This window comes from Desulfatibacillum alkenivorans DSM 16219 (assembly GCF_900142135.1).
Lineage (GTDB): Bacteria > Desulfobacterota > Desulfobacteria > Desulfobacterales > Desulfatibacillaceae > Desulfatibacillum > Desulfatibacillum alkenivorans.
Window position 1 is genome coordinate 1 of the sequence record NZ_FQZU01000069.1, and the last position, 15,095, is coordinate 15,095.

The 15,095-nt window shown below is 54.1% G+C and carries 14 protein-coding genes; 9 read left to right on the plus strand and 5 right to left on the minus strand.

The genetic code is table 11. The features are described 5' to 3' along the window. The 3 genes from BUE18_RS26330 to BUE18_RS26340 form a co-directional block, all read left to right on the plus strand. Positions 1 to 241: ISAs1 family transposase (locus tag BUE18_RS26330; RefSeq protein ID WP_139264970.1), on the plus strand; the 241-nt coding region annotated here is incomplete at its 5' end. A 158-nt stretch (positions 242 to 399) separates the two neighbouring features. After that, entirely contained in the window at positions 400 to 1,629 is a 1,230-nt protein-coding gene (locus BUE18_RS26335) for a SpoIIE family protein phosphatase (RefSeq protein WP_073479116.1), read from the plus strand. Positions 1,630 to 1,893: 264 nt separating this feature from the next. Then, entirely contained in the window at positions 1,894 to 2,259 is a 366-nt protein-coding gene (locus tag BUE18_RS26340) for a response regulator (protein ID WP_073479117.1), read from the plus strand. 475 nt (positions 2,260 to 2,734) lie between these two features. Here the strand turns inward: BUE18_RS26340 and BUE18_RS26345 are convergent, their stop codons facing one another. The 3 genes from BUE18_RS26345 to BUE18_RS26355 all read right to left on the minus strand — a co-directional run bounded on the left by BUE18_RS26345 (position 2,735) and on the right by BUE18_RS26355 (position 5,361). Next, on the minus strand, positions 2,735 to 3,988 hold the full coding sequence (locus BUE18_RS26345) for a D-alanyl-D-alanine carboxypeptidase/D-alanyl-D-alanine-endopeptidase (protein ID WP_073479118.1): 1,254 nt from the start codon (positions 3,986 to 3,988) through the stop codon (positions 2,735 to 2,737). Between the two features lie 11 nt (positions 3,989 to 3,999). Continuing rightward, a complete protein-coding gene (locus BUE18_RS26350) occupies positions 4,000 to 4,581 on the minus strand; it encodes a YqaA family protein (protein WP_073479119.1) in 582 nt (193 codons plus the stop codon). A gap of 120 nt (positions 4,582 to 4,701) precedes the next feature. Further along, positions 4,702 to 5,361, minus strand: a complete 660-nt coding sequence (locus BUE18_RS26355; protein WP_139264972.1) for a protein-L-isoaspartate(D-aspartate) O-methyltransferase — start codon at positions 5,359 to 5,361, stop codon at positions 4,702 to 4,704. A gap of 218 nt (positions 5,362 to 5,579) precedes the next feature. Between BUE18_RS26355 and BUE18_RS26360 the strand changes: the two genes are divergently transcribed. From BUE18_RS26360 to BUE18_RS26370, 3 genes are all read left to right on the plus strand, one after another. Beyond that, entirely contained in the window at positions 5,580 to 6,413 is an 834-nt protein-coding gene (locus BUE18_RS26360) for a hypothetical protein (protein WP_073479121.1), read from the plus strand. A 56-nt stretch (positions 6,414 to 6,469) separates the two neighbouring features. Beyond that, positions 6,470 to 7,339, plus strand: coding sequence for a radical SAM protein (locus tag BUE18_RS26365; protein WP_073479122.1), 870 nt, complete (start codon positions 6,470 to 6,472; stop codon positions 7,337 to 7,339). A 154-nt stretch (positions 7,340 to 7,493) separates the two neighbouring features. Next, positions 7,494 to 9,170 (plus strand): MltF family protein, encoded by a 1,677-nt coding sequence (locus BUE18_RS26370; RefSeq protein ID WP_073479123.1) that lies wholly within the window; start codon positions 7,494 to 7,496, stop codon positions 9,168 to 9,170. A gap of 608 nt (positions 9,171 to 9,778) precedes the next feature. On the opposite strand, the gene BUE18_RS26375 is transcribed toward BUE18_RS26370, so the two are convergent. Further along, positions 9,779 to 11,281 (minus strand): TetR/AcrR family transcriptional regulator, encoded by a 1,503-nt coding sequence (locus tag BUE18_RS26375; protein WP_073479124.1) that lies wholly within the window; start codon positions 11,279 to 11,281, stop codon positions 9,779 to 9,781. A 373-nt stretch (positions 11,282 to 11,654) separates the two neighbouring features. Here BUE18_RS26375 and BUE18_RS26380 point away from each other — a divergent pair, with 373 nt between their 5' ends. From BUE18_RS26380 to BUE18_RS26390, 3 genes are all read left to right on the plus strand, one after another. Next, on the plus strand, positions 11,655 to 12,836 hold the full coding sequence (locus BUE18_RS26380) for a lipid-transfer protein (protein WP_073479125.1): 1,182 nt from the start codon (positions 11,655 to 11,657) through the stop codon (positions 12,834 to 12,836). A gap of 35 nt (positions 12,837 to 12,871) precedes the next feature. Next, positions 12,872 to 13,435 carry an SCP2 sterol-binding domain-containing protein gene (locus BUE18_RS26385; protein ID WP_073479126.1) on the plus strand — a complete coding sequence of 188 codons (564 nt, stop codon included), beginning with the start codon at positions 12,872 to 12,874 and terminating at the stop codon, positions 13,433 to 13,435. A gap of 151 nt (positions 13,436 to 13,586) precedes the next feature. Beyond that, positions 13,587 to 14,777 (plus strand): acyl-CoA dehydrogenase family protein, encoded by a 1,191-nt coding sequence (locus BUE18_RS26390; RefSeq protein WP_073479127.1) that lies wholly within the window; start codon positions 13,587 to 13,589, stop codon positions 14,775 to 14,777. 107 nt (positions 14,778 to 14,884) lie between these two features. Here BUE18_RS26390 and BUE18_RS26395 read toward each other — a convergent pair. Further along, positions 14,885 to 15,095, minus strand: a 211-nt coding sequence (locus BUE18_RS26395; protein WP_139264974.1) for a transposase, incomplete at its 5' end; no start/stop codon positions are given.

Below are 15,095 nucleotides of genomic sequence, written 5' to 3' on the forward strand. Positions count from 1 at the left end.
TGGGGAGGCCGTTCGCAATCATTGGGGCATAGAAAATTCGGTCCATTGGGTCCTGGACATTGCATTCCGGGAGGATGAAAGCCGGATCAGGGCTGGGCACGCCCCTGAAAACTTGGCGGCGCTAAGACATATCGCCCTGAATTTGCTGAAAAAAGACAAATCCTTTAAAGGAAGTATAAAAACCAAGAGGCTGAATGCGGCAATGGACGTTGAGTATTTACAAGAGGTTGTGTTTTCGTAAAATTCACTGAACACGAAACGCCACACGCGGATTCTTTACTTGCGTTGGCCCTGCGGCGCCTTGTCCCTTGTCAAAGAATATGGTAGCAATATGAAAAATACGGTATATCTTATACTAAGGGTTGAGGTCACCCTAATTTTTTTTACAGGCGGCGCAATATGACGGAATCCGGCAATTTCAACAAGCCAAAAAATCCCAGCTATGACAATTATGTGGCCGGGCTGGAATATCGGGAAACCCTGTACCGGCGGGTGCTGGAATCCACGCAGGAGGGGTTTGTGCTGGGGGATGAAGACTGTGTGATCAAGGACGTGAACGACGCTTTGTGCCGGATGACCGGGTTTACGGCGGGGGAATTGGCGGGCAAGTACATGTGGGAAATTTACGACGACCAGACCCAATCCTGCATTGTCACCCGGCATCCTGAAATGCGTATGTCCCGGGACCGCCGCTTTGAAGGCGCCCTGCTGAAAAAGGGAGGCGGAACAATCCCGGTGGCCGTGCACGGCAATATTCTGACGGACGACCTTGGCCGGATCTTGGGCAATGGCGCTTTCATCGTGGATCTGACCAAACAGAAAGAGGCGGAGGACCTTTTGCGGCAGTCCCTGGATCAAAGGGATCACGCCTTGCGAAGATTGAACGACGAACTGGCCGCGGCCGCCAAGTATGTCAGGTCGGTTTTGCCGGAGCCTTTCAGCGACAAGGGCGTGGCCGCCAAATGGAAGTTTCTTCCCGCGGAAACCCTGGGCGGAGACACCTTCGGCTACCAATGGCTGGACCACGACCACTTCGCCGTGTACCTGATCGATGTGAGCGGGCACGGGGTGGGCCCGGCCCTGCTGTCCGTCTCCGTGGTGAACATGATCCGGTCCGGAACCCTGCCGGACACGGACTTTCGGGAGCCGGCGCAGGTTCTGGATTCCTTGAACAAGGCCTTTCCCGGGGAAAAGCACGACTTTATGTTTTTCACCATGTGGTACGGCGTGTACAATCGGAAGACCCGGGAGTTGAAGTATTCCAGCGGAGGCCATCCCCCCGCCCTGTTCATGGAGCACATTCCCGGGCAGCCGCCCAGGGCGAAAAATCTGTCCGTAAAGAATATCATTCTGGGTGCGCGGGAAGACGCCTCCTTCGGCCAGGAATCCGCCGTCCTGGAAAATCCTGGGTGCCTGTACGTTTTCTCGGACGGCGCTTTTGAAATCACCCAGCCGGACGGTGCGTTCTGGGGCATGGAAGGCTTTTGCCATTACATGGAGACCCAGGCGTGCGCCAACCCGGAAGCTCTGGACGCCCTGATCTCGCATGTCACGGAATTAACGGGGGGCGACCGCTTGGGAGACGATTTAACCATCATTGAGGCCAAGCTCGGGCTGCCCGGCGCCTGACAAGAGGGATAACGCTGTAAAGATAGCCAGCTTTCCGGAACGCTTATAACTTCCCTAACGATTAACAACATTCACCAATCATCCTTCAAAAAACTCCATGCAAACCGGCATGCGCTTTGCATAAATCTACCTGTGAGTTTTCACAATGCAGCGGGAGGCCTTTTCCCAGTCCCTAAGGCGGCTTTTCTTCGCTTTTCAGGCGAAAGAGGCTTTTTCCGCGCCCTGGATTACTAAAGGTCAGCGCCTTTTTTTTGGGAGTTGGATATGCCAGAAATTTTGATTATCGACGATGAAAAAGAAATATGCACCATATTCAAGATGACGCTTGAAAGGGCCGGATACTCTGTGCGGGCGGCCCAGGACGGCGATGAAGGGATTCGTTTATTCAAGGAAAAGCCCGCAGACATCCTGATTGTAGACATCATCATGCCGGACAAAGACGGCATTGAGACCATTGTGGAAACGCGCAAAAATTCGCCAAACGTCAAAATTGTGGCAGTTTCCGGCGGAGGCCGCATCTCTTCCGACGAATACCTGAAAATGGCCAAAACCCTGGGCGCCAACGTCACCTTGGAGAAGCCCGTAACAAGGGACGTGCTGCTGAGCACCGTCAAGGAGCTTTTGGATTAGAAATTTTGTTCCCTACCAAAGAGTCGCCTCCCCTATTTCAAGTATACTCCTGCATAACTCCGTAAATCAATCCGCTGTCGGCAAAGTTATCCAATCCTGAGAGATGCCGTGTCGATAGGCGCCGATACCAAGTTACGGTCATTCGAGCAATTTACTCATTCAGTTTTAGGACAATTTATCCATATCCAGCCTCCTTTCCACAACGCTGGGTCCCAGTTTCAGGAAAGCGCCTTCCGGACTTTCGTCAGGTGAAAAAGGCCGTCATCCCGGCAAGGGCGATCCTTTTTCAGAATCGTCCGCAAGCCGGGACCCATCGTCATTTTTAGACTCGCCCTGGAATATGATTACTTGCTTGAAGGCGCCTTGATATAACTCTTCTGTCCTGAACCTGGAAGCGGCAAAAGGGCATCTTTACAATACGAATACACTTTCTCCGCCCCGCTCGCTCCAAGTAAAATTATTTCATTCTAACATTTTAATTTGATTGTAAAATCCTGCCTAAAACCTTTTGCGCGGAGCCGCCGGGGGTGTTGATGAAGATGACGAACCGGGTCAGGCCGTCCGAGTCGCCCTCGGGGATGTAGCCCACCAGGGTGCGAACCCCGTGGAGGGTGCCGGTTTTGTACCAGACTCCGTCTTCATAATGCATCAGGGTTTGATAAGGCTGGAAAGCCCTCAAAACCTTCATCATCTGAGAGGCTGTAATCCGATTTTTTCGGGACAGGCCGGAGCCTTCGGCCACGATCAGGTCTTTGATTCCCAATTCCTTGGCGGCGAATTCCCGGGCCGTGTTGACCGCGTTTTCCAGCGTGGCGGGCGCGCCTTTTTCGTGAACGCCTGCGGTCAGAAAAATCTGGTTCACAATAAAATTATTGGAAAATTCCAGGGCTTTTCCCGCGACCTCGGTAAGGGAGTATGGGGACTCATGCTCAAACAGGAGCTTATCCTCGGGCTTCACCCTTCCAAGGACGACCTCGCCGCATTTCACGCCATTTTCCCGGAGAAAATAGCGGAGCAGATGCCCGGCGTAAAGGGTGGTCTGCTCATGCTCCTGAGTCAGCAAAGCCCTGCCTCTGGGAAGTTCCTTGGAGCGAATGATTTTTTCCGCAAATGGAATGAGCGGGGTCTGATCTTCGGCGGAGACCAGTTTTCCATTGGCGTCATAGGTAAAAAACACGGTATTGAAATTCACGCACAAAGCGCCCACCGGGGCGTCGTAGGGGTTGGCCGTGGATCCGGTCCCGGGAATTTCCAGGGGCGTCTTAAAATAGGAGGAATCCAGCACGATTTGCTTGCAGGACTTGGTTCGGGAGGCGATTTCTCCGGCCAGGGGCTCCAGCACTTCGGAAATGAGCAGGGGATCGCCGTATCCCTTGATTTTCAGGTTGCCTTCCGCGTCCTGATAGATTTCCGTCTTAAAGTGAAAATCCTCACCCAGTTTCTTAAGGGCCAACAGGCTGGTAAAGACTTTAAACGTGGAGGCGGGAGTGCGCAGAGCGTTGGGGTTGTATGAATAGAGGATCTCCCCCTTGGAGTTTTCCGCCAAAAGGGAATCTTTGGGCCCCAATAACCGGGCTATGGACTGGGGCAGGTCTTTGGACGCGTCCAAGTCCAGGGACGGCTCCCTGGCCTGAATCCGGCTTGCGCTCACAATAATAATAACGAGGCACAGGCATAAGACCTTGGGGCGGAAGCCGGGACTCAATGCTTTTTGGCGGGCGCCGTTCATAATCCATCCATTTACATCAGGTACTTGATCAATACAAACCCGCCGATGAGCATAATGGTGAAAATGACGGCCAGCAGGTTGAAGTATTTATCGATATAAGGCTTGATGGCCGGCCCGAAATAGTAGAAGCAGGCAGCCACCAAAAAGAACCTGGCGGAGCGGGAAATGGCCGAAGCCAGGCAAAACACGGGAAAATTGATTTTGAACGCCCCGCCTGCAATGGTGAACAGCTTATACGGGATGGGCGTGAATCCGGCCGCGAACGTAATCCAGGCGTCGTAGGTTGCGTAGAGTTCCTGCACGTGGGCATATTTATCGGTCAGGTGATAGAATTCAATGATCTTGAATCCCACCGCGTCCATGAACTGCCAACCCAGAAAATAGCCGAACATGCCGCCCAGGATGGAGCCCACGGAGCAGTACGCCGCAAATTTGAAAGCCTTCTTGGGCATGCCGAGAGCCAGTACAATCAACAGGGCGTCCGGCGGGATGGGAAAAAACGAGGACTCGGCAAAAGCCAGAATGGCAAGGGCCCAAACGCCATGGGGGCTTTCCGCCCATCCGATCACCCAATTGTACAAACGCTTCAGCATGTTCTCCCGCTTTCCTGATGGATTGAAAAAATGGAATAAATAGGCTGTCCTGTGAAAGAATGGGACGGGGCGTTCGTCAGGCTCGCCCTCCCCTGTCCGGTTGAGGATGCGAAAAGGCGATCAATCCCTCCACCCCTGCTCTCCCACCAGTTTAACGAATCGGCAGGCGCCAAGGTCCGATTCGTGAATCCCGTGTTCATCCCGCACGATTTTTTTTAAGGATTGTACGCTTTGGTCCCCCACCGGAATGATCAGCCGCCCCCCCATGGCCAGTTGGCTGATAAGCGCTATGGGGGTTATGGGCGCTCCCGCGGTGACGATAATGGCGTCAAAGGGCGCTTCGTCCTGCCAGCCCAGGGTTCCGTCGGCGCACCGGGCTACAATATTGTGAAAGCCCAGTTCGTCGAAAGTCTTTCGTGCGCCGATGAAAAGGCTGCGAATCCGTTCAATGGTGTACACTTTGTAGGCCAGTTGGGCCAGGATGGCTGTCTGATACCCGCACCCGGTTCCGATTTCCAGCACCCGATCCTCTTTGGTGAGATTCAGCGCCTGGGTCATTTCCGCCACGATATAGGGCTGGGAAATGGTCTGCCCCTCGCCGATGGGCAGAGGAAAGTCCTGATACGCCTGATCATGCAAAGCTTCGCTCACAAACATGTGCCTGGGCACGGTGTCCAGGGCTTCCAGAACCTTGGGATCGCTGACGCCGCGGGCCTGAATCTGGGATCGGACCATGTGTTTGCGGCGTCCGGCGTATGGGTCGTTTTTTAAAGGTTTCAATACAGCCCCGCATTGATTTGTAGGGGAATTTTAATGCTCCGCCCTCAGGTGAAAACCATGAGGGATTGCGGCTTGCCAGTGCGCCATACTTATCAGCAAAAACCCTTTTCCGTCAATAAAAAGCCCGCTTTTCTACAAGTTTACAATCCGCCGGCCCTGTGTTAACTTTACCTGGATATAGTGTTCTTGAACCCGGGTGATTTCCTTAGGAGGAAGCCATGAGTTTTGCACAACGCCTGCTGAAAAAAATCCAAGTGGACGCCCTCGCCCGATCCGTCAGGTCCAGCATCCGCCCCCCAGGAGCCGAAGCCAAGGTGGACAAGGAATCCATGCGCAGCCTGCTTGGCATGCTGGGCTTCAGCCAGACCGAAGCCCGGGATATGGAATTCCAAGTGCTCGCCCCCGACGATCCCCAGGGCCTGATCATGGTCATGGACAATGAACTGGCCTTATATAAAGGTACTACGGTGGAAGACGTGGCCATGCGGAAAAATCCCGTGGTCAAGGAAATGGTCAACATCCGCAATATCCGGAAAATCCTGTCGGACAAGGATGTGGTCATCAGCCGCCGCCAGGACGCCGTGGATCATGTGGTCGGCATGATCATGGGCGATGTAGACCTTTCTTTTGACAAGTCCGACATAGAAGAAATCAGGGCTCTTTCCGTCAAAGCCCTGGCCGGCCTGGACCTGCAGGGAATCGGAGACGGCGCGGCCATGTTTTCGGAGTTGTTGGGGTTTACGGACCATCCCTGGACCAGAAGGAAGAACTCAACGGTCGCCAAGGGGGTTTTGGACCGTTCGGACCCGAAAAAGCCCCTATTCGGCCCCTGTCTGATTTTTGACAAAGGGGCGGCCAGAATCCTCTGGCTGGAGAAGCCCATGGACATCTCCAACAAAGAAAATCGGGAATTATTTAAGTCGATTGTCAATGGCGACCGGCTGGCGGACAAGACCGGCGCCGAGGTGTTCGATATCTTGACGGCCATGGTCGTGGAAAAATTCGGCCTTGACAATGGAGGCCGGGTAGACTTGAAAAACCGGGGACAATGATTAGCTTGTTGCGGAAAACATCGTTGTTCAATTTTTTGACGATAAGGAAAAAACATATGCATTATGAAGGCAACATGATCCGGCCGCCCAGCGAGGCGAACAGCATCCTGCTGCAGGCAACCGTAGGTTGCTCCCATAATAAATGCACCTTTTGCGCGGCTTATAAAGGCGAACGCTTTAAAATCAAGTCCGACGACATCATCATGGAGGACATCGCCTTCGCCGCCCAATATTGCCGGCGTCAGGATAGGCTTTTTCTATGTGACGGGGACGCTTTGATCATTCCCCAAAAAAGATTGGTAAAATTTTTAACGGAAATCAAAAGGCAGCTTCCGTGGGTAACCCGTGTAGGTACTTACGCAAATCACAAAAGCCTGTCCATGAAAACCCTGGACGAGCTCAAGGAGTTGCGGGAGCTTGGCCTGAAAATTGCCTATATGGGATTGGAAACAGGGGACGACCAAACCTTGAAGCATGTCCGCAAGGGCTGCGATTCGGAAAAAATGATCGCCATGGGCCAAAAGTGCCGGGAGGCGGGCATTCAACTTTCCATTACGGTTTTGGTCGGGCTGGCAGGCAGAGAGAGATCCCAGGAGCACGCCGTCGCCACCGGCAAGGTGCTAAGCGCCATAGACCCTGAATACGTTGGGGCGTTAAGCCTCATGATCGTGCCCGGCACGGAGTTGTATAAAGAGTACGAAGCGGGAGACTTTCCGATTTTAGAGCCGGAAGAAGTGTTGACCGAACTGGGAACCATGATCGCCAACACCAATCTGACCAATGGACTGTTCCACGCGAATCATGCATCCAATTATTTGCCCATTCGGGCCAAAATGCCCGAGGACAAAGAAAAAACCCTGGCCCTCATCAACAAGGCGTTGGACGGCAAGGTCGCCCTCAAGCCCGAATGGATGAGAGCTCTGTAAATAGTGTGAGTTGATTTTAGGAAAAACTGAAGGAATAAGGGACATATTAAAATTGCGTTGAAAACGAACGCGATTTTAATATGGTGCGGAGGACTATTGCCTCGGCATGAAAGCAACCGGGGCGTTATAGATGTTAACAGCACTGAGATACCAAATGGGACCCACGCAAAATCAATCGGTTAAGCTGGCCTTTGTAGCTGTGGCTATTGCCGGATTGGTGTTTGTGCATCCTCCCATGGCCGCCACGCTCTTTCTGACGGCCCTGCCGCCCAGCAATCCCTTGCCTCCCGCTCTGCCGGACGATACTCCGGAAGAATCCACGGCTCTGACCGACGCCGCGGAAAGAGAACCGGCCCTGGAACTGGAAAGAACAAACGAACGCCAGGATCCGGCCGGAGATATGGACGACGTCAACCTGGCCGCCCTGGACGCCTGGGTTATTGACCGCAAGAACGACGTGGATTCCAGAGTCCGCCAGACCGACCAGGAGTGCGACTACCTCACCCTTGTCAATTCCCTCCGCCAGGAGCAATTTACCGGCGATCTGGACGAAATCAGGGAGCGAGGCGTACTCCGGGTGCTCATCAGCATGGGTCGCACCAACTTTTTCTTTTCCCACGGCGAAATCAGGGGCTTTGAATACGAGCTTTTCAGGGAGTTTGAAAAAGAAGTCAATAAGGACCTGTCGCCCAGTCAAAGGCCAATCCGTGTGTTTTTCATCCCAACGCCTTTTGACGAAATGATGGATAAGCTGAACCAGGGCTTGGGCGACGTGGTGGCCGCCGGCATGACCATCACTCCGGATCGCTCGAAAAAGGCCCGGTTCACCCAGCCTTATATTCGGAACGTGAACGAGGTGGTTGTGGTCAACCGGGAGGTTAAAAACCTCAAAAGCCTGGAAGACCTTTCCGGCAGGCAGGTTTACGTCCGCCCCGGCAGCAGTTATTCCGAGCATCTGAACAAGCTGAACGCCTCCCTGGCATCCAAAAATCTTCCGCCCATCAAAATCGTCCGGGGCGACCCCAGCCTGAATACGGACGACATCCTGGAGCTTGTGAACTCCGGGGTCATAAAAATCACCGTCGCCGACAGCCACATCGCCGCACTTTGGGCCAGGGCCCTGCCTGACATCCGGGTGCACGAAGATCTCGCCGTGAATACGGGCGGAAAAATCGCCTGGGCCGTACGCAAGGACACCCATCAGCTTCGGGCGGAGTTGAATGACTTCATCCGGTCCCATCGTAAAGGGACCTTGATGGGCAACATTTTTTACGACCGCTATTATAAAAATGCGTCCTGGATCAATAATTCCATTTCGCCCCAGGATCAGGAGAAGCTCTCCCCCCTGGAAGACCTCTTCCAAAAATACGGGGATGAATACGGCTTTGACTGGCTGGCCCTGGCCGCCCAGGCCTATCAGGAGTCCGGCTTTGACCATACCAAGACCAGCCGCAAGGGCGCGGTGGGCGTCATGCAAATCCTGCCCAGTACGGCGGCGGACAAAGTGGTCAGCATCCCGGATATTAACGACCTGGAAAACAATATCCACGCGGGCGCCAAGTACCTCTACTTTCTGAGGGAGCATTACTTCAATTCCCCGGACATCTCCCCGGAAGACCGGGTTTTGTTCGCCTGGGCCGCCTACAACGCAGGCCCCGGGCGCATCAATCACCTGCGGCGGGAAGCCGACCTCCAGGGCCTCGACCCCAACAAATGGTTTTACAACGTGGAAAAAATGGCCGCCATGGACATCGGCCGGGAAACCGTGGAATACGTGGCCAACGTCAACAAGTATTACGTGGCCTTCCGCCTGGGCTACGAAAGAAGTTGATTCTCCGCAAAAGCCCCTCTCTTACTTTTTTGCTATAGTGTATCAAATAGAAATATCGGATCGATTGCGTTATTTCCTTCACCGATTATGTCGCCAAGGCAAATCAACAAAAAAAAGCAGGCACGGGGGCCTGCGACTACACATTTGCTTACTTTCGCCATGAATACTGTGTAGATGCGCCCCCCTGTGGGCGCCCAAAAAAGGCGCTAAGCGTTTTTTATTTACCTCACCTGAAACATGGGAACAGGTAAAACTCAACGACTCTGGCTCCCCGCGTGCGCGAGGATGACGGGCCGTCATTAATTTTGTGGGCAGGACCTACACCTGGTTCCCCGCGTGCGCGAGGACGACGGATAAGGATAATGCTTCTTGGCCCTCTCCATTGGAATTTGTTCTCCCCTATTACCGATTTTTCGGTTCCCTCAGTCCCCGTGATAACGCAACCCCGGTATAATCAAACCCAATAAAGTCATTGAAATAAAAATGTTTTCAATATGTTACAATATTTATTCCCACGCAAAGCATGGGAACGCATTTTTAAAGAAACAAAAAACCCGGCCATGCTTCGGTCTGAGCACGGCCGGGTTTTGACGTTCTGAAACGATTTGTTATTTATCAGAAAAAAGCAGACTCTTCATGCAGGGGTAGAACACGTTCATGAGGGTGTCCTTGACCCATTGCCGGTACTCCGGGCCTTTGGGCTCCATGCCCAAAACCTGGGCGTGATAGGACGCGGCCCCCACGCAACTGAAAACCACGGTTCCAAAGCCGTACAGCCACATGCGCACCCTTTCGTCCGATTCGGGCAGGGGCATGTATTCCTTGAACAGTTCCAGAGATTCCAGCAAAAACCGGGTGAGGTGCTCAAAGCCGGGCATGTCCTCGAACTTATCCAACTGGGCGATGTTCTGCATGCATCCCATCATGACGTCCGGATTTTCAAAGCTGTAATCCAGGGTTTTATCCACGAAACGGGTCATGTTCTCGTGCATGGACGGGCTGTCCAGCTCCTTGATGATATCGGTGACCGCGGTCCGGAACTCGTCCAGCAATTGGCTGGTGACCGCCTCGAACAGTTCCGCCTTTTTGGGGAAGTAATGGTACAGCAGGGTGAAGTCAAAGCCTCCCTCCTCCCCGATCATTCGAATGCTGGCCGCGTTATAGGGATATTTGGAAAACACCCGGCGAGCCACGGCGATGATCCTCCGGCGGGTGGCCTGGCCTTTGGTCTCTCCCCTGCGAACCCGGGTGGTTATCCTTCCCTTGCGGATTCTCAGGGCGGATTTCTCGATGTCGGCAAGCAGCTTTTTAAAAGCCGGGCTGGTGGGCCCCAAGGACATGACGTTCCTGGCCGCGCCCTTGATGCGTTTTCTCACGGCGCTGGCGCTGTGCAGCAAGGCGCCCTTGCCCGCCCCGAGCGGGTCGGCGCCGTTTCTTCTCGATTTGGCAAAAAACAGCCTTTTCACCGAAGGATACAGCACAAACACAAACAAGTCCTTGACCCATTCCCTGTACTCCGGGTCGTTGGGGTTGATCTCAAGAACCTTGCCGTAAAAATTGGCCGCCCCCACGCAATTGGCGAGCAAAATGCTGGAGCAGAAAAACACCTGGCTGATATCTTTGATGTCCGCCTTAAAATAGCCGCTGGCGGCGAACAGGGCCAGGGTGTCTTCGTGGAATCCCCGCAAATGCTCCATGCCGGGGAAGGCGTCCTTGACGTTGTCCACGGCGCCCATGTTCAGCATCATGATGTAAAAGGCGTCGGGATTGTCAAAGGCGTAGCCTACGAATCGTTCGGCCAGGGTCTTGGTATTCTCGTACAAAGGGCCGTTCAACTCCATGACCATTTCGCCGGAGGCCTGGTAGTACTCTCCGATGAGGCTTTTGGCTACGGACTCGAACAATTTGGCCTTGGACTTGAAATGGTAGCGCACAAACGAATGGTTGAATCCCCCCTCCTGGCCGATCATCCTGATGCTGGCCGCGTCGTAGGGGTAATTGGTGAAAACCTGCCTGGCGGCGTCCGCTATCCGCTTTCTGGTGGCCTCGGTCTTTTGCTGACGCTTGGAGGGTTTGGCCGGTCCTGATTTTTTTCTTCCTGAAGGGGTCATGGTTATCTCTTTCTCAGTGTTCTTCCACCCTGCACCAAAGCCTGATCCCAAATACGGTTCAATAATTATAAGGCCGCTCAATGTTTTCCGGAGGTCCTGGCGGGAATTGCTTCTCCGCCGGCCGCTTACATTCGTCCAGTCCGGATTATTCCCCAACCGGACGAGATCCCCCCAAGGGCATAGTTACCCATATTCAAGGCATGTTATCAAATAATTTCTTGACAAAAATAATTTCATCCGATAGATGAAATTTATCCAGCCGATGAAATCTTATCGGCATGCACCCTCAATGTCAAGCATTTCAATCTCAAAACCACCCAGGAGATCATTGGACAGGAAGCCCTGGGCGCCAACCTGAACGGGAGACATGCACATGAGAAGAGTCAACGTTATCGGCGTGGGAATGACCAAATTCACCACGCCCAAGGCAAAAATTCCCTACACCGACATGGGCAAGGAAGCCGTGGGAGACGCTCTCAAGGACGCGGGCGTGGACTTCAAGGAAATCGAGCACGCCTACACGGGATGGGTATACGCCGACAGTTGCGCAGGCCAGATGGTGCTTTACGACTTCGGCATGACCGGCATTCCCGTGTTTAACGTGAACAACAACTGCTCCACGGGGTCCAACGCCCTTTTTCTCGCCAGGCAGGCCGTGGCGACCGGCGTGGTGGAATGCGCCCTGGCCCTGGGCTTTGAACAAATGACGCCCGGCGCCCTGGGGGTTGTTTTTAACGACCGTCCCATCCCAATGCAAATGTTTTTCGCCAAACTTTTTGAATTTCAACCGCCCAAGCCGGGTTCCGCTCCGGCCGCCATGCTGTTCGGCGGGGCCGGCATGGAGTACCAGCAAAAATACGGAACCCCGGACGAAACCTTCGCCAAGATTTCCGTCAAAGCCAGGAAGCACGCCCAACATAACGAGCGGGCCGTATTCCGGGATTTACTGTCTGTGGAAGAAGTCATGGATTCGCCCCATCAGTTCGGACCGTTAACCCGCTATCAATGCTGTCCGCCTACGTGCGGAGCGGCGGCGGCCGTTGTCTGCTCGGACGATTTCGCGGCCAAGCACAACATAACCAATCCGGTCTACATTGCAGGTCACTCCATGAAGACCGACTTCGCGTCCACATTCGAAGGCGCCAGCCCCATGCGCATTTGCGGTTACGATCTTTCGGCGGCGGCGGCGAAGGAGGTATACGAACAGGCCGGCCTGGGGCCGGAAGACGTGGATGTGGTGGAGCTTCACGACTGCTTTACGGCCAACGAACTCATCACCTACGAAGCCCTTGGCCTGACCCCGGAAGGCACGGCGGAGAAATTTATCGAAGACGGAGACAACACCTACGGCGGTAAGTATGTGACCAACCCCTCAGGCGGCCTGCTGTCCAAGGGGCATCCTTTGGGCGCCACCGGCCTGGCCCAGTGCGCCGAGCTGACGTGGCAGTTAAGAGGCGAGTGCGGGGTGCGGCAGGTGGAAGGCGCCAAGACGGCTCTTCAGCACAACATCGGCCTTGGCGGCTGCTGCGTGGTGGGGATGTATAGAAAGGATTGATTGGAGTTAAAACCTTTTAAACAAGGAGGCGCGTTATGGCGGCAGTACCGACGAACATCAGCATCAAGGAGCTTTTGACCGTTGTCATGCCTGATATCTCCAAAAAGGCCCTGGAAGAACAAGGAAGAATCGCCGAACTGTCCGGCACGGAGGTGACCATGACCGTGGAAACCTCGTCGGACAAATACAGCTTTGTCATCAAGGACGGGGTGAACATTACGGTTTCGGAAGGCGATATGCCCTCCCCCAACGTGCGTATGGCCATTTCCGACAATGACCTGCAAAAGATGATCGCCCAGGGGGAGTTGGACATGCTCCTTGGCATGTCCACGGACATGAGCGCCCAAAAGGTTTCCACGCTCAAGCAGTTAAGCGGCGCCATGAAAGTGAACCTGGCCAATGACGACGGCAGTTGCTACACTATTTCCACCGTTTTCAACGGCGCCCAGTCCCCGGCCTGCACCATGAACATGAAGACCAGCGATTCCGCCGCCATCATGAAAAAAGAAGCCAGTCCGGTCACGCTGTTCATGTCCGGCCAGATCACCATGGACGGCGACATGGGCTTTGCCATGGGATTTCAACCTCTTGTGACCTAACCATTTCCCAGGGGGTAGTCACAAGGATTTGCCATCCTCCAGCCCGCCCGGCCTGTGCACATGAAAAAGGGCCGGGCGGAATCCTCCTTTGGAAAGCGCTCCAAGGAATCCATTCGCCAATATGCAGGCCTCAAACATCCAGGAGGACATTATGATTAATCTGGAACTTTCCGAAAACATGGTCAAGCTGCAGCAGAACATTAAAATGGTCGCCAAGAGCATGTTTCGGCCCATTTCCAGAAAATACGATGAGGCCGAGCACGAATATCCCAAGGAGCTGGATGTATTCCGGGGCGCGCCCTTGTTTTCCCGATCCAAAAATAAAAAAGAAGCCCCCTCCCCTGCTTCGCCGGACAAAGGCAGGTCCGGCCCGGCGCTGGGGCAGATTCTCAGTGTGGAAGCCATGTGCTGGGGGGATTGCGGCCTGCTGATGTCGGTCCCCAATGCAGGGGTTGGCAACGCGGCCCTGGTGGCCGTGGGTACGGACGAGCAGGTGGAAAAATGGGGCGGCAAATGGATCGCCTTCGCCAACACGGAATCCGGGGCGGGTTCGGACGCCGGATCCGTCCAAACCACGGCGGACGCCGACGGCGGCGAGTGGGTGATCAACGGGGAGAAGATTTTCGTCACCTGCGCGGACCGCTGCGATGCAGTGGTAGTCTGGGCTACGTTGGACAAGTTGCTGGGCAAGGCGGGCATCAAGCCCTTTTTGGTGGAAAAAGGCAATCCGGGCATGAAGCTGGAGCATCTGGAAAAAAAATGCGGCCTACGCGCCTCGGACACGGGAACCTTTGTGTTCACCGACTGCCGCATTCCCAAGGAAAACATCCTGGGCGATCCGGAAATCAAACAGACCTCCGAAGGCTTTAAAGGCGTCATGAAAACCTTTGACATGACCCGCCCCATGGTGGCCTCCATGGCCAACGGCCTGGCCAGCGCGTCCTTGGACCTTGTAAAGGATAAAATGGCCGAAAAAGGCGTTGAGCCGGATTACCACAAAACGCCCAATCAGTTGAGCGCCATGGAGAAGGAATACCTGATGATGGAGGCCAACCTGGAAGCCATGCGCCTGCTGACCTATAAAGCCGCTTGGATGGCCGACAAGGACCTGCCCAATAACGTGGAAGCCTCCATGGCCAAGGCTAAATCAGGGCGCACTGCCACGCTAATCGCCCAGAAATGCTGCGACCTGTTGGGCCCCTTGGGGTTCACAACCAAGGAGCTTGCGGAAAAATGGATGCGCGACGTGAAGATTATGGACATCTTTGAAGGGACGGGCCAGATCCAGCATTTGATCATCGCCAGGCATATTTTGAAGTTATCCAGTAAGGAATTGAAATAAAAAACCGACCCCTGAGGGGCCGGTTTTGGGATTAACCCCTGGAAGGGGATAAAATTGCTTTGCCCTCTGAGAGGGCAAAGTTGAGTTGCCCCCATTTTACTATGTTATCAGTAACGGGGATTCTCGGATTCCCGTTCCTTCTGCTCCTGATGTTTGACGTACTTTCGAATCATTTCGGAATCGAGTCCCACTGTGTCTACGCAATATCCTCTCGACCAGAAATGATTGCCCCAATAGGGCTTTTTCTTCAACTCACGGAATCGGTTCAAAACACGGATAGCCGTTCGTCCTTTGACCGTGCCCACAAAACCAGAAACA

Bases quoted from the DNA above. Each gene is read 5' to 3' on its own strand.
- BUE18_RS26335 (WP_073479116.1), top strand. From the start codon at position 400: ATGACGGAATCCGGCAATTTCAACAAGCCAAAAAATCCCAGCTATGAC.
- BUE18_RS26340 (WP_073479117.1), top strand. From the start codon at position 1,894: ATGCCAGAAATTTTGATTATCGACGATGAAAAAGAAATATGCACCATA.
- BUE18_RS26345 (WP_073479118.1), bottom strand. From the start codon at position 3,988: ATGAACGGCGCCCGCCAAAAAGCATTGAGTCCCGGCTTCCGCCCCAAG.
- BUE18_RS26350 (WP_073479119.1), bottom strand. From the start codon at position 4,581: ATGCTGAAGCGTTTGTACAATTGGGTGATCGGATGGGCGGAAAGCCCC.
- BUE18_RS26360 (WP_073479121.1), top strand. From the start codon at position 5,580: ATGAGTTTTGCACAACGCCTGCTGAAAAAAATCCAAGTGGACGCCCTC.
- BUE18_RS26365 (WP_073479122.1), top strand. From the start codon at position 6,470: ATGCATTATGAAGGCAACATGATCCGGCCGCCCAGCGAGGCGAACAGC.
- BUE18_RS26370 (WP_073479123.1), top strand. From the start codon at position 7,494: ATGGGACCCACGCAAAATCAATCGGTTAAGCTGGCCTTTGTAGCTGTG.
- BUE18_RS26375 (WP_073479124.1), bottom strand. From the start codon at position 11,281: ATGACCCCTTCAGGAAGAAAAAAATCAGGACCGGCCAAACCCTCCAAG.
- BUE18_RS26380 (WP_073479125.1), top strand. From the start codon at position 11,655: ATGAGAAGAGTCAACGTTATCGGCGTGGGAATGACCAAATTCACCACG.
- BUE18_RS26385 (WP_073479126.1), top strand. From the start codon at position 12,872: ATGGCGGCAGTACCGACGAACATCAGCATCAAGGAGCTTTTGACCGTT.
- BUE18_RS26390 (WP_073479127.1), top strand. From the start codon at position 13,587: ATGATTAATCTGGAACTTTCCGAAAACATGGTCAAGCTGCAGCAGAAC.